Annotated in this window: 20 protein-coding genes; 11 read left to right on the forward strand and 9 right to left on the reverse strand. The window is 70.8% G+C overall.

Features of this window, described 5'->3' with window-relative positions:
• Positions 1-186: 186 nt before the first annotated feature.
• From ACZ5NW_RS24320 to ACZ5NW_RS24350, 7 genes are all read left to right on the forward strand, one after another.
• Positions 187-1,260 (forward strand): BMP family lipoprotein, encoded by a 1,074-nt coding sequence (locus ACZ5NW_RS24320; protein WP_468745980.1) that lies wholly within the window; start codon positions 187-189, stop codon positions 1,258-1,260.
• 357 nt (positions 1,261-1,617) lie between these two features.
• The gene (locus ACZ5NW_RS24325; RefSeq protein ID WP_468745981.1) at positions 1,618-2,664 is read left to right on the forward strand and encodes a BMP family lipoprotein; all 1,047 of its coding nucleotides are present in this window, start codon (positions 1,618-1,620) and stop codon (positions 2,662-2,664) included.
• Between the two features lie 344 nt (positions 2,665-3,008).
• The gene (locus tag ACZ5NW_RS24330; protein WP_468745982.1) at positions 3,009-4,637 is read left to right on the forward strand and encodes an ABC transporter ATP-binding protein; all 1,629 of its coding nucleotides are present in this window, start codon (positions 3,009-3,011) and stop codon (positions 4,635-4,637) included.
• The gene (locus ACZ5NW_RS24335; RefSeq protein WP_468745983.1) at positions 4,637-5,761 is read left to right on the forward strand and encodes an ABC transporter permease; all 1,125 of its coding nucleotides are present in this window, start codon (positions 4,637-4,639) and stop codon (positions 5,759-5,761) included. The genes ACZ5NW_RS24330 and ACZ5NW_RS24335 overlap by 1 nt, the downstream gene beginning before the upstream one ends.
• Complete coding sequence (locus ACZ5NW_RS24340) at positions 5,761-7,023, forward strand: ABC transporter permease (protein WP_468745984.1); 1,263 nt, start codon at positions 5,761-5,763, stop codon at positions 7,021-7,023. The genes ACZ5NW_RS24335 and ACZ5NW_RS24340 overlap by 1 nt, the downstream gene beginning before the upstream one ends.
• Positions 7,020-7,424 carry a cytidine deaminase gene (locus ACZ5NW_RS24345; protein ID WP_468745985.1) on the forward strand — a complete coding sequence of 135 codons (405 nt, stop codon included), beginning with the start codon at positions 7,020-7,022 and terminating at the stop codon, positions 7,422-7,424. Before ACZ5NW_RS24340 ends, ACZ5NW_RS24345 begins: the two co-directional genes overlap by 4 nt.
• A 68-nt stretch (positions 7,425-7,492) precedes the next feature.
• Complete coding sequence (locus tag ACZ5NW_RS24350; RefSeq protein ID WP_468745986.1) at positions 7,493-8,785, forward strand: thymidine phosphorylase; 1,293 nt, start codon at positions 7,493-7,495, stop codon at positions 8,783-8,785.
• A gap of 90 nt (positions 8,786-8,875) precedes the next feature.
• Here the strand turns inward: ACZ5NW_RS24350 and ACZ5NW_RS24355 are convergent, their stop codons facing one another.
• A complete protein-coding gene (locus tag ACZ5NW_RS24355) occupies positions 8,876-9,796 on the reverse strand; it encodes an AEC family transporter (protein ID WP_468745987.1) in 921 nt (306 codons plus the stop codon).
• Positions 9,797-9,863: 67 nt separating this feature from the next.
• Here ACZ5NW_RS24355 and ACZ5NW_RS24360 point away from each other — a divergent pair, with 67 nt between their 5' ends.
• Positions 9,864-10,250, forward strand: coding sequence for an STAS domain-containing protein (locus tag ACZ5NW_RS24360; protein ID WP_468745988.1), 387 nt, complete (start codon positions 9,864-9,866; stop codon positions 10,248-10,250).
• Here ACZ5NW_RS24360 and ACZ5NW_RS24365 read toward each other — a convergent pair.
• Entirely contained in the window at positions 10,134-11,150 is a 1,017-nt protein-coding gene (locus tag ACZ5NW_RS24365) for a sigma-70 family RNA polymerase sigma factor (protein ID WP_468745989.1), read from the reverse strand. The genes ACZ5NW_RS24360 and ACZ5NW_RS24365 overlap by 117 nt on opposite strands.
• Before the next feature lie 148 nt (positions 11,151-11,298).
• Entirely contained in the window at positions 11,299-12,564 is a 1,266-nt protein-coding gene (locus ACZ5NW_RS24370) for an MFS transporter (RefSeq protein WP_468745990.1), read from the reverse strand.
• Between the two features lie 63 nt (positions 12,565-12,627).
• Here ACZ5NW_RS24370 and ACZ5NW_RS24375 point away from each other — a divergent pair, with 63 nt between their 5' ends.
• Positions 12,628-13,581 (forward strand): LysR family transcriptional regulator, encoded by a 954-nt coding sequence (locus ACZ5NW_RS24375; protein WP_468745991.1) that lies wholly within the window; start codon positions 12,628-12,630, stop codon positions 13,579-13,581.
• Here ACZ5NW_RS24375 and ACZ5NW_RS24380 read toward each other — a convergent pair.
• A complete protein-coding gene (locus tag ACZ5NW_RS24380) occupies positions 13,570-14,331 on the reverse strand; it encodes an alpha/beta hydrolase (RefSeq protein ID WP_468745992.1) in 762 nt (253 codons plus the stop codon). The genes ACZ5NW_RS24375 and ACZ5NW_RS24380 overlap by 12 nt on opposite strands.
• 113 nt (positions 14,332-14,444) lie before the next feature.
• Between ACZ5NW_RS24380 and ACZ5NW_RS24385 the strand changes: the two genes are divergently transcribed.
• Positions 14,445-15,608: an adenosine deaminase gene (locus tag ACZ5NW_RS24385; protein ID WP_468745993.1), complete on the forward strand. Its 1,164-nt coding sequence runs from the start codon at positions 14,445-14,447 to the stop codon at positions 15,606-15,608.
• A 150-nt stretch (positions 15,609-15,758) separates the two neighbouring features.
• The gene (locus tag ACZ5NW_RS24390; RefSeq protein ID WP_468745994.1) at positions 15,759-16,109 is read left to right on the forward strand and encodes an ATP-binding protein; all 351 of its coding nucleotides are present in this window, start codon (positions 15,759-15,761) and stop codon (positions 16,107-16,109) included.
• A 90-nt stretch (positions 16,110-16,199) separates the two neighbouring features.
• On the opposite strand, the gene ACZ5NW_RS24395 is transcribed toward ACZ5NW_RS24390, so the two are convergent.
• The 5 genes from ACZ5NW_RS24395 to afsQ1 form a co-directional block, all read right to left on the reverse strand.
• Positions 16,200-16,406, reverse strand: coding sequence for a PspC domain-containing protein (locus ACZ5NW_RS24395; RefSeq protein ID WP_468745995.1), 207 nt, complete (start codon positions 16,404-16,406; stop codon positions 16,200-16,202).
• Between the two features lie 92 nt (positions 16,407-16,498).
• Entirely contained in the window at positions 16,499-17,053 is a 555-nt protein-coding gene (locus tag ACZ5NW_RS24400) for a VanZ family protein (RefSeq protein ID WP_468746178.1), read from the reverse strand.
• A gap of 187 nt (positions 17,054-17,240) precedes the next feature.
• Positions 17,241-17,897, reverse strand: coding sequence for a hypothetical protein (locus tag ACZ5NW_RS24405; protein WP_468745996.1), 657 nt, complete (start codon positions 17,895-17,897; stop codon positions 17,241-17,243).
• The gene (locus ACZ5NW_RS24410) at positions 17,894-19,477 is read right to left on the reverse strand and encodes an ATP-binding protein (protein WP_468745997.1); all 1,584 of its coding nucleotides are present in this window, start codon (positions 19,475-19,477) and stop codon (positions 17,894-17,896) included. Before ACZ5NW_RS24410 ends, ACZ5NW_RS24405 begins: the two co-directional genes overlap by 4 nt.
• The gene (afsQ1, locus tag ACZ5NW_RS24415; RefSeq protein ID WP_468745998.1) at positions 19,474-20,151 is read right to left on the reverse strand and encodes a two-component system response regulator AfsQ1; all 678 of its coding nucleotides are present in this window, start codon (positions 20,149-20,151) and stop codon (positions 19,474-19,476) included. The genes ACZ5NW_RS24410 and afsQ1 overlap by 4 nt, the downstream gene beginning before the upstream one ends.
• Between the last annotated feature and the right edge of the window lie 45 nt (positions 20,152-20,196).

A 20,196-nucleotide genomic window follows, 5' to 3' on the forward strand; every position in this document is an offset into this window, starting at 1 on the left:
GACATTCGGCCGTAACCGCCAGGACTCGCCTGTAACGCAAGGGCGGCACGAATCGATAACGGCCCGCAGAAACACCGTTCCCCTCCCCTTCTACGCGCGTTACTGTGCGCCGGAATCGCCACCGTCGGCGGCGGAACGGGGATGCGGGCCGGTGTTCGGTGCCGTGGGGATGAAGGGGTGCAGCACATGCGTCTGATAGCCCGGAGGACGAGGTTCTCCCAAGCAGCGGTGGCCGTCGCGGTCGTCGCGTTCGCGGCCGCCGGCTGCGGTGAGTCCAGCAGCAAGTCGAGCAGCAGCACCGCGAGCGAGTCCGGCAAGTACTCCGGCAAGGGCATCGGTCTGGCGTACGACATCGGCGGCAAGGGCGACCAGTCCTTCAACGACGCCGCGTACGCCGGTCTGCAGAAGGCCGAGAAGGACTTCAACATCAGCGGCCGGGACGTCGAGCCGGCCGAGGGCGAGACCGACGCGGACAAGATCCAGCGCCTGACCCAGCTGGCCCAGGCCGGCTACAACCCGGTCATCGGTGTCGGCTTCGTCTACGCGCCGGCCGTCAAGGAGGTCGCCGCGAAGTTCCCGAAGACCACCTTCGGCATCATCGACGACGAGCAGATCAAGGCCGACAACGTCGCCGACATGGTCTTCCACGAGGAGCAGGCGTCCTACCTCGCGGGCGTCGCCGCCGCCAAGGCCTCCAAGGCCGGCCACATCGGCTTCATCGGCGGTGTCGACATCCCGCTGATCCACAAGTTCGGCGCCGGCTACATCCAGGGCGCCAAGTCGGTCAACCCGAGCATCAAGATCGAGTCGCAGTACCTGACCCAGACCCCGGCCGAGGGCGGCTTCTCCAGCCCCGACAAGGGTGAGAGCGCGGCCGACGGCCAGATCGACGCGGGCGCCGACGTGATCTACCACGCGGCCGGCCTGTCCGGTCAGGGCGTGATCAAGGCCGCGGCGAGCAAGAAGATCTGGGCGATCGGCGTCGACTCCGACCAGTACAGCCAGAGCTCGCTGGCCGCGTACAAGGACTACATCCTCGGCTCCGCCCTGAAGAACGTCGGCGGCGCGGTCTACGACCTGGTGAAGTCCGTCTACGAGGGCAAGCCGCTCAAGGGCGTGGTCCGCGGCAGCCTCTCCAACAACGGTGTCGGGTTCGCCGACTCCAACCCGAAGTACAAGGCCATGACCGATGTCGTCGCGGCCGTCGAGAAGGCGAAGAAGGACATCGTCGACGGCAAGGTCACCGTCAACACCCAGTGACGTCCCGCGTCGCACATCGCCCGCGATAAGGCCGACTTTTTCCGGGCGACCCCCGCGTCCTTATTAAGTAGGACTTTTTCGGGGTCGCCTCTAGGCCCTCCGGGTGTCACTCTCTAGGCCCTACGGGTGTCACCCGCTAGGCCCTCCGGGCGTCGTCGCCCCCTTGCGCCCCCTGCCTCCCGCAGGGGGCGCACTGCTTTCCTTAGTCTGACAAGAGTCTGGCAACAGTCGGACAAGCAACTGCGGCCACAGCTCGATAACGGACCGGACAGATGGGTTTTTCCTACCGGTCTACGCGCGTTACGCTGCGGCGGAACCAGCGCCTGGTTGGGCGCTTGCACAAAGGAGTCTCGTTCCATGCGCCGGGTGTCCCGTATCGCGGTCGCGGGTGTTGCGACCGCAGCCCTTGCCGTCACTGTTTCCGCCTGTGGAAGCTCGTCCTCGTCGTCCTCCTCCAGCGGGGACAAGAACCTGGGCCTCGCGCTCGCGTACGACGTCGGTGGCAAGGGCGACCAGTCCTTCAACGATGCCGCCACCGCGGGCATGGAGAAGGCCGACAAGGAGTTCGGTTACAAGTCCACCGCGGTCGAGCCCCAGGACGGAGAGTCCGACGCGGACAAGGTCCAGCGCCTGGAGACCCTCGCCAAGCAGGGCTACAACCCGGTCATCGGTGTCGGCTTCGCCTACGCGCCCGCCGTCAAGGAGGCCGCGGCCAAGTTCCCGAAGACCACCTTCGGCATCATCGACGACGAGCAGACCAAGGCCGCCAACGTCGCGGACATGGTCTTCTCCGAGGAGCAGGCGTCCTACCTGGCCGGCGTCGTCGCCGCCAAGGCCACCAAGACCAACGTCGTCGGCTTCATCGGCGGTGTGGACGTCCCCCTGATCCACAAGTTCGAGGCGGGCTTCAAGCAGGGCGTCCAGGACACCAAGAAGGGCGTCACGGTCAAGTCGCAGTACCTGACCCAGACCGCGGCCGAGGGTGGCTTCTCCAGCCCGGACAAGGGTGAGAGCGCGGCCGAGGGCATGATCGACGCCAAGGCGGACGTCGTCTACGCCGCCGCCGGTCTGTCCGGCCAGGGCGTCATCAAGGCCGCCAACGCCAACAAGGTGTGGGCGATCGGCGTCGACTCCGACCAGTACAAGCAGGACGCGCTGGCCGCCTACAAGGCCTCGATCCTGACCTCCGCCATGAAGAACGTCGAGGGCGCGGTCTACGACCTGGCCAAGTCGGTCAAGGACGGCAAGCCGCTGTCCGGCGTCGTCCGCGGCGACCTGAAGAACGGTGGCGTGAGCCTCGCGACCTCCAACCCCGCGTACTCCTCCAACAAGGAGATCACGGACGCCGTCGCGAAGGCCGAGGAGGCCATCAAGAACGGCACCATCACGGTCAAGACCTCTTGATCCCCCGGTGGTCGCGGGCCGGTTCCCGAACGGGCCCGCAACCGCCTCCGGGGCCGGTCCCACGGCCGCCCCGGGCCGCTCGGCCCATGGCCGAAAGTACGCTGTGATGGCAGCGTTACGACATCGGAACGGGGTGCCTGGAGGATCACCTCCGTGCACCCCGTTCGCGCGGCAGAATGCTCGGAACGGATCGAGAATGAGTCCGACTGCGACTCGACGTCGGTCAGGTCCGGGCACTATTTAAAGCAGGGGCGCTACGCGCGTAGAGCGGCCCCTTTCCCTGAGGAGAGTGCGCCATCGACGCGTCCAGCAGCCCTCCGCTCACCGCTCCGTCGACCCTCGCGGTGGAGCTCGCGGGCATCACCAAGCGATTCCCGGGTGTCGTCGCCAACCACGACATCCATCTGACGGTCCGCAAGGGCACCGTGCACGCCCTCGTCGGCGAGAACGGCGCCGGCAAGTCGACCCTGATGAAGATCCTCTACGGCATGCAGAAGCCGGACGAGGGCACCATCGCGATCGACGGCGAGCAGGTCAGCTTCTCCAGCCCCGGCGACGCCATCGCCCGCGGCATCGGCATGGTCCACCAGCACTTCATGCTGGCCGACAACCTGACCGTCCTGGAGAACGTCGTCCTCGGCAGCGAGAAGCTGTACGGCATCGGCGGCGGCGCCCGTAAGAAGATCAAGGAGATCTCCGACCGCTACGGCCTCGGGGTGCGCCCCGACGCCCTGGTCGAGGACCTCGGTGTCGCCGACCGGCAGCGCGTGGAGATCCTCAAGGTCCTCTTCCGCGGCGCCAAGACCCTCATCCTCGACGAGCCGACCGCCGTGCTCGTCCCGCAGGAGGTCGACGCCCTGTTCGACAACCTGCGCGAGCTGAAGTCCGAGGGCCTGTCCGTCATCTTCATCTCCCACAAGCTGGGCGAGGTGCTGTCCGTCGCCGACGACATCACCGTCATCCGCCGCGGCACCACGGTCGGCACCGCGATCCCCTCGCAGACCACCGCCCGCCAGCTCGCCGAGATGATGGTCGGCAGCGAGCTGCCCACCCCGGAGACCGCCGAGTCCACGGTCACCGACAAGCCCGTCATCGAGGTCCGCGACCTCACCGTCTACGCCAGCGGCGGCGCCTCCCTCGGCGTCGAGGCCGAGCCCGCCGTCGAAGGCGTCACCGGCTCGCTCGCCGAGGCCGGCGGCGAGATCAAGAAGGCCCTCGACGGCGTCACCTTCACCATCCACGCCGGCGAGGTCATGGGCATCGCCGGTGTCGAGGGCAACGGCCAGACCGAGCTCATCGACGCCCTGATCGGCACCAAGAACGCCGACTCCGGCACCATCGCCTACCTCGGCGAGGACATCACCGGCTGGGCCACCCGCAAGCGCCGCGAGTCCGGCATCGCGTACATCCCCGAGGACCGCCACCGCCAGGGCCTGCTCCTGGAGGCGCCGCTGTGGGAGAACCGCATCCTCGGCCACGTCGGCGAGAAGCCCAACTCCCGTGGCAAGCGCGGCTTCTGGCTCGACCCGAAGGGCGCCCAGGCCGACACCCGGCGCATCATCGAGGAGTACGACGTCCGCACCCCGGGCATCGACGTCACCGCCTCCTCCCTGTCCGGCGGCAACCAGCAGAAGCTGATCGTCGGCCGCGAGATGAGCCACAGCCCCAAGTTCCTGATCGCCGCCCACCCCACCCGCGGTGTGGACGTCGGCGCCCAGGCCGCCATCTGGGACCACATCCGCACGGCCCGCCGGGAGGGTCTGGCCGTGCTGCTGATCTCCGCCGACCTGGACGAGCTGATCGGCCTGTCGGACACCCTGCGGGTCATCTACGACGGCAGGCTGGTCGCCGACGCCGACCCCGCCACCATCACCCCGGAGGAGCTCGGCTCGGCCATGACCGGCGCCGCGACCGGGCACCTGGAGCACGAAGAAGTCAGCGCGGACGAAGCCGCCCCGGAGGACGAGGCCTGATGAAGAAGTTCGACAAGGAGCGGGTGCTCCTCGCCCTCGCGGGCCCGGTCCTCGCGCTCGTGTCGGCGATCCTGCTGACGTCCATCGTGCTGCTGGCCTCGGGCCGCAGCCCGATCGAGCCGTACCGGCTGATGCTGGAGCAGATCGGCTACTCCGACGTCCAGGTCCTGATCGTCAACCAGGCCACGCTGTACTACATCGCGGCCATCGCGGTGGCCATCGGCTTCCGCATGAACCTGTTCAACATCGGCGTCGACGGCCAGTACCGCCTCGGTGCCCTGATGACGGCGATCGTCGGCGCGAACGTCGCCCTGCCGTCCTTCCTCCAGGTCCCGCTGCTGCTGCTGGTCGGCGCGCTGACCGGCGCCATGTGGGCCGGCATCGCGGGCGTCCTGAAGGTCACCCGCGGCGTCAGCGAGGTCGTCGCGACGATCATGCTGAACGCGATCGCGACCAGCGTCATCAGCTACCTCACCCTCACCGACCAGTTCGGTGTCCTGGTCGGCGACAACGTCACGACCGGCATCATGCACAAGTCCGGCTGGGTGCCCGGCATCGACCTCGGCGAGGACGTCGGCGAGATCTACGGCCTGGTCTTCCTCGCCATCGCCATCGGCATCGGCTACTGGGTCATCCTCAACCGGACCCGCTTCGGCTTCGACCTGCGCGCCACCGGCGAGTCCGAGACCGCCGCCGCGGCCTCCGGCGTCGACGCCAAGAGGATGGTGCTCACCGCGATGCTGATCTCCGGCGGCCTGTCCGGCCTCGCCGGTCTGCCGCTGCTGCTCGGCGACGCCCACACCTACAGCCTGAGCTTCCCGGCCGGTGTCGGCTTCACCGCCATCGGCATCGCCCTCCTCGGCCGCAACAACCCCGGCGGCATCGCGCTCGCCGCCCTCCTGTGGGCCTTCCTCGACAAGGCGTCCCCCGCTCTCGACTACGCCACCCCGACGGCGTACGAGAAGGAGATCGCCACGATCATGCAGGGCGTGATCGTCTTCACCGTCGTCATCTCCTACGAGTTCGTACGGCAGTGGGGTCTGCGCCGCCAGCAGAAGCGGGTCGGTGAGCAGCTCGCCGCCGAGGCCGCCAACAACAACGCCCACAAGGAGGTGGCTGCCTGATGAGCACCGCGACCGTCGCGAAGACGCAGGCGAAGCAGCCCGGCAAGGGCAGCCGCCGTATGTCCCTCCCGGTACTCCTGCTGGTCATCTCGGGTGTACTGGTCCTCGTCTCGATCACCCGGCTGATCTCCGGCGCCGACGGCATCACCTCCGTCGGCCAGACCTCCACGGCCCTCCGCCTCGCCGTGCCGATCGGCCTCGCCGGTCTCGGCGGCCTGTGGGCCGAGCGCGCGGGCGTCGTCAACATCGGCCTTGAGGGCATGATGATCCTCGGCACCTGGTTCGGCGCCTGGGCCGGCTACCAGTGGGGTCCGTGGACCGGTGTCGTCTTCGGCATCATCGGCGGCGCGCTGGGCGCCGTCCTGCACGCCATCGCCACCGTCACGTTCAACGTCAACCACATCGTCTCCGGTGTGGCGCTGAACATCCTCGCCCTCGGCACCACCCGCTACCTGTCGAAGTTCACCTTCGAGGACGCCCCGCAGGGCTCCGCCAAGCAGTCCCCGCCGATCGACTCGCTGGGCACCTTCGACATCCCCGGACTGTCCGACTGGCTGCAGACGCTGAACGACAAGCACTGGTTCCTGATCTCGGACATCGCCGGCCTGCTCGGCGGCCTGGTCACCAACCTGTCGCCGCTGACCGTCATCGCCGTCGCCCTCGTCCCGGCCACCTGGTGGGTGCTGTGGCGGACCCCCTTCGGCCTGCGGCTGCGGTCCTGCGGTGAGAACCCGGTGGCGGCCGAGTCCCTCGGCGTGAACGTCTACAAGTACAAGTACATCGCCGTGATCATCTCGGGCGGCTTCGCCGGCCTCGGTGGCGCCTTCCTGTCGATCGTCGCGTCGAACATCTACCTCGACGGCCAGACCGCCGGCCGTGGTTACATCGGTCTCGCCGCGATGATCTTCGGCAACTGGATGCCGGGCGGCCTCGCCCTCGGCGCCGGTCTGTTCGGCTACACCGACAGCCTCAACCTGCGCGGCGGCACCACCAACGTGCACGCGCTGATCCTGCTGCTGGCGATGCTGCTGGTGGTGGGCGCGGTGTACCTGCTGTGGCAGAAGAAGTACATCAGCAGTGCCATCACGATCGTCATCTCCGCGCTGATGTTCCTCTGGTACACCGGCACCGACGAGGTCCCGAGCCAGGTCGTGAAGGCCGCCCCGTACGTCGTCACCCTGCTGGTGCTGTCGCTGTCCGCGCAGCGGCTGCGCATGCCGAAGGCCGACGGTCTGCCCTACCGGAAGGGACAGGGCAAGTGACCCCGTCGACGGACGGCTGCGACTGGGAGACGCTGCGCGCGGTGGCCCGCGAGGCCATGACCCACGCCTACGCCCCCTACTCCGGCTACCCCGTCGGGGTCGCGGCCCTGGTCGACGACGGCCGCACGATCTCCGGCTGCAACGTCGAGAACGCCTCCTACGGGCTCGGCCTGTGCGCCGAGTGCGGGCTGGTCTCGGAACTCCAGCGCACCGGCGGCGGCCGACTGACGCACTTCACGTGCGTCGACGGCAAGGGCGAGATCCTCGTCCCGTGCGGCCGCTGCCGCCAGCTGCTGTACGAGTTCGGCGGCCCCGAGCTCCTGCTGGAGACACCGGCGGGCATCCTGCCGCTGTCGGAGATGCTCCCCCAGGCCTTCGGCCCGGACCATCTCACCAAGTAACTCCCGTGCGGCCCCTCCGAAGTGATCGGAGGGGCCGCGCACTTCCCGGAACTTTCGGAAGGAACGCCATGACTGGCTTTTTGGCGGACGCCGTCTCCGTCATCCGCACCAAGCGGGACCGCGGGGAACTCAGCGACCAGCAGATCGACTGGGTCATCGACGCGTACACGCGCGGCGAGGTCGCCGACGAGCAGATGTCGTCGCTCGCGATGGCGATCCTGCTCAACGGCATGAACCGCCGTGAGATCGCCCGCTGGACGGCCGCGATGATCGCCAGCGGCGAGCGGATGGACTTCTCCTCCCTCTCCCGCCCCACGGCCGACAAGCACTCCACCGGCGGCGTCGGCGACAAGATCACCCTCCCGCTGGCCCCGCTGGTCGCGGCCTGCGGTGCCGCCGTCCCGCAGCTGTCGGGCCGCGGCCTCGGCCACACCGGCGGCACCCTGGACAAGCTGGAGTCCATCCCCGGCTGGCGCGCCCTGCTCTCCAACGAGGAGATGCTGCACGTCCTCGACACCACCGGCGCGGTGATCTGCGCGGCGGGCGACGGCCTGGCCCCCGCCGACAAGAAGCTGTACGCCCTGCGCGATGTGACCGGCACGGTCGAGGCGATCCCGCTGATCGCCTCCTCGATCATGTCGAAGAAGATCGCCGAGGGCACCGGCTCCCTGGTCCTGGACGTGAAGGTCGGCACGGGCGCCTTCATGAAGACGCTGGAGGACGCCCGCGAACTGGCGACGACGATGGTCGGCCTGGGCACGGACCACGGCGTGAAGACCGTCGCCCTCCTGACGGACATGTCCACCCCGCTGGGCCTCACGGCCGGCAACGCCCTCGAAGTCCGCGAGTCCGTGGAGGTCCTCGCGGGCGGCGGCCCGGCGGACGTGGTCGAGCTGACGATCGCGCTGGCCCGCGAAATGCTGGACGCCGCGGGCGTGCGGGACGCCGACCCGGCGAAGGCGCTGGCCGACGGCTCGGCGATGGACGTCTGGCGCCGCATGATCGCGGCGCAGGGCGGCGACCCGGACGCGGCCCTGCCGGTGGCCAAGGAGCAGCACGTGGTGAAGGCGACCGCCTCCGGCGTCCTGACCCGCCTCGACGCCTACGACATCGGCATCGCCGCCTGGCGCCTCGGCGCGGGCCGGGCCCGCAAGGAGGACCCGGTGCAGGCGGGCGCGGGCGTGGAGATGCACGCCAAGCCCGGCGACACGGTCACCGAGGGCCAGCCCCTGCTGACCCTCCACACCGACACCCCGGAGCGCTTCGACTACGCCCTCCAGGCGGTCGAGGGCTCCTACGACATCGCGGCCCCGGGCACGGAGTTCACCGCGTCGCCGGTGGTGCTGGAGCGCATCGCCTGACCCGCCCCGCGGCCGGAGGCCGCTGAGGGTTCTTGCGGGTGAACGGGACCGGTGGATCGCCACCGGTCCCGTTCGGCTACCGGGGCGGCCTCACCCCAGCACCGTCGCCACCCCCGCCAGCACCGGTACCGACACCACCGTCGACAGCAGGATCGACTCCCTCGCCAGGGACTCCGCCACGCGGTAGCGGCTGGCGTAGGTGAAGAGGTTCTGGGCGGCCGGGAGGGCCGAGGTGACCACGACGTCCAGCAGGGGCGCGCCGCGCAGACCGAAGAGGGTCGTCGCCAGCGCGTACGCCGCCAGGGGCTGGCCCAGCGACTTCAGCGTCACCGCCAGCAGGACCGGACGGCGGTCCCGTCCCCGTGCGGGGGCCGCGCTGCCGTGCAGGGACATGCCGAAGACCAGCAGGGCCGCCGGGACCGACATGTTGCCGATGAGGGTCAGCGGATCCATCACCGGGCCCGGTACGCGCAGGCCCGCCGCGGACACCGCCACGCCCGACAGCGAGCCCACCGCGATCGGATTGCGCAGCGGGGTCAGCAGCCGCCGCCCCACCGTGCCCTTCTCGCCCTTGCCGGACAGGTCCAGCACCGTCAGCGCGACCGGCGTGACCAGCACGACCTGGAAGAGCAGCACCGGCGCCACCAGGGACGCGTCGCCGAGAACGTACGCGGCGATGGGGATGCCCAGGTTCCCCGAGTTGACGTAGCCCGAGCACAGGGCGCCGATCGTCGTGCGGCCCACACCCCAGCCCCGTAGCGCACCGACCGCGATGAAGGCCCCGGCGGCGGCGAAGGTGCTCAGCGCCGTCACGAGCAGGCGGCCGGAGAACAGCACCCCCAGGTCGGCCCGCGCCAGCGTCGTGAAGAGCAGCGCCGGTCCCGCCACGGTGAACGCCAGCGCGGTCAGCACCTCACCGCCCCGCTCGCCGAGCGAACCGAGTCGCCCGAGCACATACCCCACCCCGATGACGACCGCGATCACCGCGAACCCGCTCAGCACCCCCTGCACACCGCCCACCCTCAGGGGCGGGCCGGAAACGGGTCAAGGTGATCCGCGCCGCAGCGGCCGGTCCCCGATGAGTTCACCGCGCGCCGTCGGTCTACAGCACGTGGACCCCATGACACCGCCCGTGCTCACACTGACCGGCCCCGCCACCCGGACCGAGGTGGCGGGACTCTGCGACGAGCTGCGCGCGCTGCTGACGGCGAGCCGCGCCGGGGTGGTCGTCGTGGACGTCGGCGGGGCCGGGCCGCCCGGGCTGACGACCGTCGACCTGGTGGCCCGGCTCCAGCTGGCGGCCCGCCGGGCCGGGGGACACATACGCCTGCGCGCCCCCGACCCCGGACTACGCGCCCTGCTCGATCTCGTCGGCCTCCCCGTCCAGGTGGAGGGGGACCCCGAAGAGCGGGAACCACCGCTGGGTGTCGAGGAAGAAGTGGAAACCGGTGAGGCGGCCCTCTGATATCTCCAGGATCTGGATCGACCAGGGGGAGTAGCCGCCCTTCTCCGGGTCGGGCTTGTACTGGGCGAACCCCGGCAGGCCGTTGACCTGCACCGGCAGCAGCCGCGAGCCCTCGCAGGCCGCGCCGTGCGTGGTCATGAAGCCGGTGATGTCGTCGTGGCCGGTCAGCCACAGGTCGAACGGCGGCATCGTCATGACCGCGTCCTCGTGCAGCAGCGCGGTCAGGGCCGTCATGTCATAGCCCTCGAAGGCCGCGACATAGCGCTCCAGCAGCTTCTGCTGTTCCGCGTCCAGGGGGTCGGAGACCGCCGCGTCCGCCGCCTTGTCCGAGCGCTCCGCGAGCGTCGCCCGCGCCCGCTGCAGCGCGCTGTTGACCGACGCGACCGAGGTGTCCAGCAGTTCGGCCACCTCACTGGCCCGCCACGCGAGGACCTCGCGCAGGATCAGCACCGCCCGCTGCTTCGGCGGCAGTTGCTGAAGGGCCGCCATGAAGGCCAGCCGGATCGACTCCTTCGCCACGGCCGCCTCCGCCGGGTCCCCCACGGTCGGGAGCACGCGCGTGTCCGGCACCGGCTCCAGCCAGGTGTGGTCCGGGCGGGGCGCGAGGGCCGCCTGGGCGAGCGGCGTCGACTCCGTCAGGTCCATCGGCCTGGCCCGCTTGTTGCCCGCGTTCAGCATGTCCAGGCACACGTTCGTCGCGATGCGGTACAACCACGAGCGCAGGCTGCTGCGGCCCTCGAACTTGTCGTAGCTCCGCCAGGCGCGCACCAGGGTGTCCTGCACCGCGTCCTCGGCCTCGAAGGTGGAGCCGAGCATCCGGTAGCAGTAGCCCGTCAGCTCCACCCGGTGCCGCTCCAGCCTCGTGTCGAGGTCCTCGACCGTCGCCGTGCCGTCAGTCATCGTCGTCCACCCACCCCTGGGGCCGTTCCGTCCGTACCTCTCAGCACTTCGGAAGCTACCGCAGCCCACTGACAACGGCCCCCCGAGTGGGGGAAACAGCAGGTCGGAGCAGGTGATTCACGCAGGTCGGAGCACGTGATTCACGGCCTCAGTGCGCGGCGACCGGCTGCCGGCGGGCGGCCCGCGTGCCGAACACGGTGATCGTCACGACGCCCAGCACCGCCAGGACGCCGACGCCGACCGTGCCGGCCCAGCCGCCCGAGTGGAAGGCCATCGCACCGATCGTGCTGCCCGCGCTGGAACCGATGTAGTACGCCGACTGGTAGAGCGCCGACGCCTGGGCGCGGCCGGTCGTGGCCGTCCCGCTGACCGCCGAGGACGCCACCGCGTGGCCCGCGAAGAAGCCCGCGGTGATCAGGACCAGGCCCAGCAGGACCAGCGGCAGCGCGTCCGCGAGGGACAGCAGCAGGCCCGCCGCCGTCGTACCGCCGGCCAGGTACAGGGCGCCCCGGCGGCCGAGGCGGCCCACCAGACGGCCGGACGTCGACGCCGACACCGTACCGACCAGGTACACCAGGAAGATCGAGCCGACGACGCCCTGCGGCAGACCGAAGGGCTCCTCCGTCAGGCGGTAGCCGATGACGGTGTACACGCCGCCGAAGACGGTCATGAACAGCGCGCCGATCGCGTACAGCCGGCACAGCAGCGGGTCGGCGAGGTGCTCGCGGACCGTGTCGAGCAAGGCCCGGGGGCGCAGCGAGCCCGGTGTGAAGTGCCGAGGTGCCGGCAGCAGCACCCGGAAGGCCACCGCGCAGACCACCGCGAGGACGCCGATCACGCCCACCGCCACCCGCCAGCCCCACTCCTGCGCGACCCAGCCGGTGATCACCCGGCCGCTCATCCCGCCCACGCTGTTGCCCGCCACGAACAGACCGATCGCCGTGACCAGCGCCTTCGGGCGGACCTCCTCCGCGAGATACGCCGTCGCCGACGCCGGAAGTCCCGCCAGCGCCGCGCCCTGCACCGCCCGCAGCACCACCAGCGCGCCCAGCGACGGCGCGAAGGGGACCAGCAGACCGACGCCCACCGCGACCGCCAACGACGCCGTCATCACCGTGCGGCGGCCGTAGCGTTCGGACAGGGCGCTCATCGGCAGCACGAACAGCGCGAGCCCACCGGTCGCCGCCGCCACCGTCCAGCTCGCCTCGCCGGCCGCGACCCCGAGATCGCCGGAGATCAGCGGCAGCAGCGCCTGGGTGGAGTACAGCAGCGCGAAGGTGGCGACGCCCGCGAGGAACAGCGCGAAGCTCATCCGGCGGTAGCCGGGACCGCCAGGGGCCATACGGGAGTCGGGGAGGGGAACGGACGAAGCGGCGCCCACGACGGTGGACGCCCCGGTACTGGCGGGATTCATGTCCCCGACGCTAGGGCCGCCTGCCTCATGCGTCCAATGCACGGAATCGCGATAATCGTTCCCATGGAGCATCAGCAGAGGTCACAGGCTCGACTGTCACCGTCCGGTGACACAGAAGACATGGTCATGTCGCTGGCGCCGCGCCTCGCCTACTTCGCCGGCGTGGCCCGCCACGAGCACGTCACCCGCGCCGCGCAGGAGATGAACGTCCCGCAGTCCACCCTCTCCCGGGCGATGGTCCGCCTCGAACAGGACCTGGGCGTCGACCTGTTCGCCCGGCACGGCCGCACGGTGTCCCTCACCCCCGCGGGCCGTACGTTCCTGGCCTCCGTGGAACGCGCCCTCGCCGAGATCGACCGCGCCGCCGACGAGGTCCGCGCCGACGCCGACCCCGCCACCGGCAAGGTCGCCTTCGGCTTCCTGCACACCATGGGCGCGGAGACCGTCCCCGGCCTCCTGCACGCCTTCCGCGCCGACCATCCCGGCATCCGCTTCAGCCTCGTCCAGAACTACGGCGAGGCCATGCTGGAGCGGCTGCGCGCCGGCGAACTCGACCTGTGCCTGACGTCCCCGGTCCCGGACGCCCCCGACCTGGTCGCCCGCCGCCTCGACGAACAGAAGCTCCGCCTGGTGGTCCCGGCGGACCACCGCCTGGCCTCCCGCCGCCGCATCCGCCTGGCCGAGGCGGCCGACGCGACCTTCGTGACGCTGGAACCCGGTTACGGTCTACGGCGCATCACCGACGACCTGTGCCGGGAGGCCGGCTTCAAGCCGAGGGTGGCCTTCGAGGGCGAGGAGGCGGAGACGCTGCGGGGTCTGGTGGCGGCGGGTCTGGGGGTGGCCCTGCTGCCACCGCCCGCCGTACCCCGCCCGGGAGTGGTGGAGCTGACGGTGACGGCGCCCCGGGCGGTACGCGAGATCGGCGTGGCCTGGCTGGCGGGCAGACCGGACACACCCCCGGTGGCGGCCTTCAAGAAGTTCCTGCTGTCGAAGCGGGGCTCCTTGCTACCTGCCTAGCCCCCGCCCGAACCCCGCGGCCAACGGCATCCGCAACCCGATCGGCGGCGGAGCGGCGAACGCGTCCACCACGGGCCGGGCGAACCCCCTGCCGAACAACACCCCCATCACGAAGTCCTCGGCCAGCGCCAGGACTTCCCCCCGGTGCTGATGCAACCCGTGCCCGTCGCTGTGCACCTCGAACCGGCACACGTCCCGGTTCACCTTCTTCGCCCGTGCCGCCAAGCGAAACGACAACTCCGGATCGGTGCGCTGGTCGTTCGTCCCGTGCACGATCAGCACCCGCCGCCCCACCAACTGCTTCACCGGTTCGGGTGGCGCGGCCACGTCCTCCTCCGGCAGCCACGGAGCCAGCACCAGCACGGAGTTGACGGCCTCGTGCCCGGCGGAGCGCAACGCCGCCCGCCCGCCCATGTCGAACCCGGCCAGACACACCGGCACATCGCCGTACCGCCGTACGACCTCCTCGACGGCCCAGTCCGCGTCCTCGGCGAGATGCGCCGCGCCGCCGTTCCAGCCGCGGTAGCGGTAGTGCACGACATGCACGGCCAGCCCCTCCGCGCGGCCCGCGCGGGCGAGCCTGCGGCCGAGGGCGCGGACGGCGGGGGACGCCCACACGGGCGACGGTCTGCGCGCGGAGACCTCGTCGCCGCCGGGGAGCAGCAGCACCGCCCCGCTGATCGCCGTCGGTTCGGGGCCGATCGCCCTTCCCAGGCGGGCCGTTCGAACCGCCGTCGCATTGTGTGCCATGACAGAACAGTGTCAGAAGCGCCGGGGTTCCCGACCCGTCCGTGCGGTCACCGTTGGGTATCGACGCCGTGCGGCGCCGCGCCGTCTACGCGCGTAGGAGTTACAGTGCGGAAATGACGAGCCAGAGCATCGCGACGGGCGCCACTCCCAGCTCGGACCAGATCCGCCGGGCGCCCAAGGTTCTGCTGCACGACCATCTCGACGGCGGGCTGCGTCCCGGCACGATCGTCGACCTCGCCCGTGAGACGGGCTACCCCCATCTTCCCGAGACCGACCCCGACAAGCTCGGCATCTGGTTCCGCGAGGCCGCCGACTCCGGTTCCCTGGAACGGTACTTGGAGACCTTCTCGCACACCGTCGGCGTGATGCAGACCAGAGACGCGCTGGTCCGGGTCGCCCGCGAGTGCGCCGAGGACCTCGCCGAGGACGGCGTCGTCTACGCCGAGGTGCGCTACGCCCCCGAGCAGCACCTGGAGGGCGGACTGAGCCTCGAAGAGGTCGTCGAGGCCGTCAACGAGGGCTTCCGGGACGGCGAGCGCATCGCCCGCGAGTCCGGCCACCGCATCCGGGTGGGCGCCCTGCTCACCGCCATGCGGCACGCCGCCCGCGCCCTGGAGATCGCCGAACTCGCCAACCGTTACCGCGACCTGGGGGTCGTCGGCTTCGACATCGCGGGCGCCGAGGCCGGCCATCCGCCCACCCGTCACCTCGACGCCTTCGAGTATCTGAAGCGGGAGAACAACCACTTCACCATCCACGCCGGCGAGGCGTTCGGACTGCCGTCCATCTGGCAGGCCCTCCAGTGGTGCGGCGCCGACCGGCTCGGGCACGGGGTGCGCATCATCGACGACATCGAGGTCGGGGCCGACGGCAGCGTCAAGCTCGGCCGGCTCGCCTCCTACGTCCGCGACAAGCGGATCCCGCTGGAGATGTGCCCCAGTTCCAATCTCCAGACCGGCGCGGCGGACTCGTACGCCGGACACCCGATCGGGCTGCTGCGCCGGCTGCACTTCCGGGCGACCGTGAACACCGACAACCGGCTCATGTCAGGCACCAGCATGAGCCGCGAATTCGAGCACCTTGTCGATGCATTCGGTTACACGCTCGACGACATGCAGTGGTTCTCCGTCAATGCGATGAAATCAGCGTTCATTCCTTTCGATGAACGACTCGCCATGATCAATGACGTCATCAAGCCCGGATATGCCGAGCTGAAATCCGAATGGCTGTTCCAGCAGACCTCGTCCACCAGCGGTTCTGTGGGTGGCGAGAGGTAGTCGCCGGGGTTTCCTGGGCGCGGAATGCGGACGGGCTTTCACAATCCGTCCGCATTTCGATGTTTGCGGTGGGTGGGTGCACGTGTTTACGGTCGAGAACCGCTCAGTTCCGTGTATCCCATCCCCGATCCATTCGAGGACGCATTCATCATGAAGCAGTCTGCTGCCAAGACCCTCGGCGTCGCCGCTCTCGGTGCCGCTATCGCCGCTGTGGGCGCCGGTGCCGCGAACGCCGCCCCGGCCGAGACCGCGGGCCAGGTGCTGGACACCGTCAGCCAGGCGCTCCCCGCCGAGAAGGTCGACCAGGTCGTGCCGGGTGCCGGTCAGGCGCTGGAGGCGGCCAAGCCGGCCCTCGGTGCCGGGGTCGCCGCGGCGCAGCCGGCCGCGCAGAAGGTCCTCGCCGAGGGTCCCACCGCGCCGGTCGCCGGTCTGCTCGGCGGTCTGCCGCTGCAGGGCCTGCCCACGCACGGCCTGCCCGTGAACGGGCTCCCGCTGGGCTGACCGCTCGCCGAGACCCCGTCGGGGCGCACCTGGTGACTCCGGGTGCGCCCCGACGGCGTTCCCGCACGGCACGGACCCGCCCCCGCTTGCTCACCAGGCGGCGCGGGCGTCCTTCGCCTCCTCCGACGGCAGCAGGATCCACAGGGCTATGTAGAGCAGGAACTGCGGTCCCGGCAGCAGACAGGACAGCAGGAAGATCACCCGCATCGTCGTGGCGGAGGTCCCGAAACGGCGGGCCAGCGCGGCGCACACGCCGCCGATCATGCGGCCGTGGGTGGGGCGGGCGAGGCTGGACATCTGCGGCTCCTCGGTGAGCGTGGCGGGAGGGGCCCGCGTGGCCCCTCATCTCTGACTCCACGCTACGGAGACGAACCGGACGAAGCGTCGCTCTACGGGGCGATCCCGACCCTGGGAATCGTCGGGGTCCTACCCTGAGCCGGCTCCTCCTGACGCGGGGCCGCCGTCGTGCCGCCCCGCCGCGAGCCGCGGCGCAGCGCCGCGCGGGCGGCCGGGACGACGGCCAGATGGGCCAGGGCCACGCCGAGCGTGTTCAGCAGGATCGAGTCGACGTCCACCACCCGGCCCGGTACGCCGGTCTGGAGCAGCTCGATGTTCAGGGACAGCAGGCAGCTCGCGGCGACCGTACGGATCAGGGAGACCGGCGCCGAGACCTGGAGTCTGCCGTGCGCGAGCGGCAGCAGGACGCCCAGCGGGGCCAGCAGGGCCAGCTCACGGCCGATCCGGTGCGCCGCCTCGGGCCAGCCCGCCCTCAGGTCGGCGCGGATACCGGCGAAGGGGTGCAGATTGGCGGGCATCACCCAGGGGACGTCCAGGGGACGCAGCGTGTACCAGGCGACGAAGACGAGATGCGCGGCCAGGAGGACGATCCCGGTCGCGCGGAGCCGGACGCGCCGCGCTCGAAGCGCTGTTCGGAGGCCGCGGATGGTCCGTGGCTGGTCGCGCAGTTCCCCACGCCCCTCGCGGGCCGCTGTACCGCACCGGACTCCACCGGCTCCGCTCACACGCTGCACGCCCCCCAAGACGCCACCGCCGGGAGGATCGGTTCCGGCGCCGCCGCAATCGGGTTCCGGGCCCCCGCTTTCGGATGTCGCCGGGGTCGAGAGAAGGGTCCTAGGCCCCCGCCACTTCCTTCGACGGCGGTTGCTTGGTGCCCGGGCGGGAGCGGACCTCGTCCGTGCACTCGTAGCGGCGCAGCGGCTTGTCGTCGGGGCCGCCGAGGACCACCGAGCCGTCGCCGTCGGCGGCCGCCGAGTCGGAGAACGTGCAGACGATCTGGGCGAGCGCGGAGGAGGTCAGGCTCTGCGGGGCGGCGCTCAGCCGGAGCGCGTCGTCCGGGTCGCCCTGGCGGGGGCCGCCGACGGTCATGCCGTCGCGTACGTCCGTCGTGTAGCCGGCCTCCTTCTCGGCCGCCGTGGGGACCCGCGCGAGCTGGTCCAGCAGCCCCTGCGCGACCAGCCCGCGCCGGGCCGCGTCCGAGGCGCCCTCGGGTACCGACACCACCCGGTCCACGGCCACCAGCGACGACCCGCACAGCAGGAACACCTGCACGGGCACCCCGCGCCCGGCCTGCGTCGCCACATCCGGCTCGGACAGCGAGCACCGCACCCGGGACGGCGCCGGCCCGAAGTCGGTCGGAACCTCGGTCGCCCGGATCCCGCACCCGGCGAGCACAACCGGCAGAGCGACCAGGGCGAACAGCCCCCGCACAAGGGCACGCCGCCCCCGATGGTCCCCCCGGTCGTTCGGGTGGTGTGACCGTGCGGTCATGAGGGGTTCCCCTTGTCGTTCTCGGGCTGCTGCGGCCGCTCGGGCTGTTCCGTCAGCGGGGAGGCGTCCCGGGGCAGGCGCAGGGTGAACACCGCGCCGCCCTCGGGCGAGTTGGCCGCCGTGATGTCGCCGCCGTGGATGTGGGCGTTCTCCAGGGCGATCGACAGGCCGAGCCCGCTGCCCTCGGAACGCGGGCGCGAGGCGCTGGCCTTGTAGAAGCGGTCGAAGACATGCGGCAGCACGTCCTCGGGGATGCCCGGCCCGTGGTCGCGCACGGCGATGACGATGTCGTCGTCGGTCTGCCGCACCGACACCCGCACCGGGGACCCGCCGTGCTTGAGGGCGTTGCCGATGAGGTTGGCGAGGACGACGTCGAGGCGGCGCGGGTCGATCCGGGCGTGCATGCCGCGCTCGGCGTCCAGGTCCACCGCGTCCAGCCAGGCGCGGGCGTCGATGCACGCGGTGATCTGGTCGGCGATGTCGACGTCGTCGAGGACCAGCCGGGCGGTGCCCGCGTCGAAGCGGGTGACCTCCATGAGGTTCTCGACGAGGTCGTTGAGGCGGCGCGTCTCGCTGACGACCAGCCGGACGGCGGGCTCGATCATCGGGTCCATCGACCCCGTCTCCGCCTCCAGTTCCTCCTCCAGGATCTCCGTGACGGCGGTGATCGCGGTGAGGGGCGTCCGCAGCTCGTGGCTCATGTCGGCGACGAACCGCCGGGACGCCTCGTCCCGCGCGGCCATGTCGTCGACCCGCTTCTCCAGCGCCTCGGCCGCGTCGTTGAACGTCCGTGACAGATCGGCGAGTTCATCGGTCCCGGACACCCGCAGCCGGGTGTCCAGCTTGCCCTCGCCGAGCCGCCGCGCCGCGACACCCAGCCGGTGCACGGGCTTGAGCACGGTCGTGGCGGCGGCCTGCGCGAGCAGCGCGGCGCCGATCAGCGCGAGCCCCGTCGCGATCCCCAGCGACCAGGCGAGGGAGTTGAGGTCCTTGGCCTCCGGCTCCAGCGACTTGCGCAGATAGCCGGTCGGCCCGCCCCCGATCACCCGCGTCCCGGCGACGAGATACGGGGTGCCGTCCTCGACGACCCGCTGCCAGTACAGGTGGTACGGCGACTTGTTGCCGTCGGTGACCTCCTGCTGCTTGTTCACCGCCGTACGCAGCGACTTGGGCACGTCGTCCAGGGAGAACCCGCTCAGACCGCCGGAGTTGCCGTACACCGTCCTGCCGCCGTCGTCGGTGGCGACGAGCAGCACGCTGAAACGCTGGCTGCTGTTGGCCATCTGCCCGGCGGTGTGCTGCAGTTCGTCCTGCGAGGGATGCTCGGGCAGCGCACCGGCCCGGTTCTGCATCTCCTGCTGGAAGTCCCGCAGCACCGCGCTCTGGGTACGGGTGAGCACGGCCTCGCGGTTGAGCCAGTACGCGATGCCGGACGCGGAGACGGCGGCGGTCAGCGCGACGAGCCCGAAGACCACGACGAGCCGCAGGCGCAGGCTGGTGAAGCGCAGCCGTGACAGATGTGACAGGTGTCCCTTGCGAGCCGCGGACTCGCCGCGGACCCCCCCTTGCGCTTCGGTCACTGAGGCGCGTCCAGGCGGTAGCCGACGCCACGCACGGTACGGATGAGGGTCGGCGACGAGGGCACGTCCTCGACCTTGGCCCGCAGCCGCTGGACGCACGCGTCCACCAGCCGGGAGTCACCGAGGTAGTCGTGCTCCCACACCAGCCGCAGCAGCTGCTGCCGGGACAGCGCCTGCCCCGGCCGCCGGCTCAGCTCAAGGAGCAGTCGCAGCTCGGTCGGCGTGAGCTGCAGGTCCTGCCCGTTCTTGGTGACGGTCATCGCGGCCCGGTCGATGACCAGGCTGCCGAAGGTGGCCGAGTCGTTGGACTCGCGCTCGCCGCGGCGCAGCACAGCGCGGATACGGGCGTCGAGCACCCGCCCCTGGACGGGCTTGACGACGTAGTCGTCCGCGCCCGACTCCAGCCCGACCACCACGTCGATGTCGTCGCTGCGCGCGGTCAGCAGAATGATCGGCAGCTGGTCGGTGCGCCGGATGCGGCGGCACACCTCGAAGCCGTCGATGCCGGGCAGCATCACGTCCAGAACGATCAGATCAGGCCGCTGCTCGCGCAACAGCTTCAGACCGTCCTCACCGCTCGCAGCGGTCGCCACGCGGTGCCCCTGGCGCGTCAGTGAGAGCTCCAGGGCCGTACGGATGGCGTCGTCGTCCTCGATCAGCAACAGGGAAGGCACGGGCTCATTCTGGCCCATGGGGGTGCTCCGGATCGACCTGTGGGG

It is taken from the genome of Streptomyces sp. NPDC032126, from assembly GCF_055580085.1.

Bases quoted from the DNA above. Each gene is read 5' to 3' on its own strand.
- ACZ5NW_RS24320 (WP_468745980.1), top strand. From the start codon at position 187: ATGCGTCTGATAGCCCGGAGGACGAGGTTCTCCCAAGCAGCGGTGGCC.
- ACZ5NW_RS24325 (WP_468745981.1), top strand. From the start codon at position 1,618: ATGCGCCGGGTGTCCCGTATCGCGGTCGCGGGTGTTGCGACCGCAGCC.
- ACZ5NW_RS24335 (WP_468745983.1), top strand. From the start codon at position 4,637: ATGAAGAAGTTCGACAAGGAGCGGGTGCTCCTCGCCCTCGCGGGCCCG.
- ACZ5NW_RS24340 (WP_468745984.1), top strand. From the start codon at position 5,761: ATGAGCACCGCGACCGTCGCGAAGACGCAGGCGAAGCAGCCCGGCAAG.
- ACZ5NW_RS24350 (WP_468745986.1), top strand. From the start codon at position 7,493: ATGACTGGCTTTTTGGCGGACGCCGTCTCCGTCATCCGCACCAAGCGG.
- ACZ5NW_RS24360 (WP_468745988.1), top strand. From the start codon at position 9,864: ATGAGTTCACCGCGCGCCGTCGGTCTACAGCACGTGGACCCCATGACA.
- ACZ5NW_RS24365 (WP_468745989.1), bottom strand. From the start codon at position 11,150: ATGACTGACGGCACGGCGACGGTCGAGGACCTCGACACGAGGCTGGAG.
- ACZ5NW_RS24370 (WP_468745990.1), bottom strand. From the start codon at position 12,564: ATGAATCCCGCCAGTACCGGGGCGTCCACCGTCGTGGGCGCCGCTTCG.
- ACZ5NW_RS24375 (WP_468745991.1), top strand. From the start codon at position 12,628: ATGGAGCATCAGCAGAGGTCACAGGCTCGACTGTCACCGTCCGGTGAC.
- ACZ5NW_RS24380 (WP_468745992.1), bottom strand. From the start codon at position 14,331: ATGGCACACAATGCGACGGCGGTTCGAACGGCCCGCCTGGGAAGGGCG.
- ACZ5NW_RS24385 (WP_468745993.1), top strand. From the start codon at position 14,445: ATGACGAGCCAGAGCATCGCGACGGGCGCCACTCCCAGCTCGGACCAG.
- ACZ5NW_RS24390 (WP_468745994.1), top strand. From the start codon at position 15,759: ATGAAGCAGTCTGCTGCCAAGACCCTCGGCGTCGCCGCTCTCGGTGCC.
- ACZ5NW_RS24395 (WP_468745995.1), bottom strand. From the start codon at position 16,406: ATGTCCAGCCTCGCCCGCCCCACCCACGGCCGCATGATCGGCGGCGTG.
- ACZ5NW_RS24405 (WP_468745996.1), bottom strand. From the start codon at position 17,897: ATGACCGCACGGTCACACCACCCGAACGACCGGGGGGACCATCGGGGG.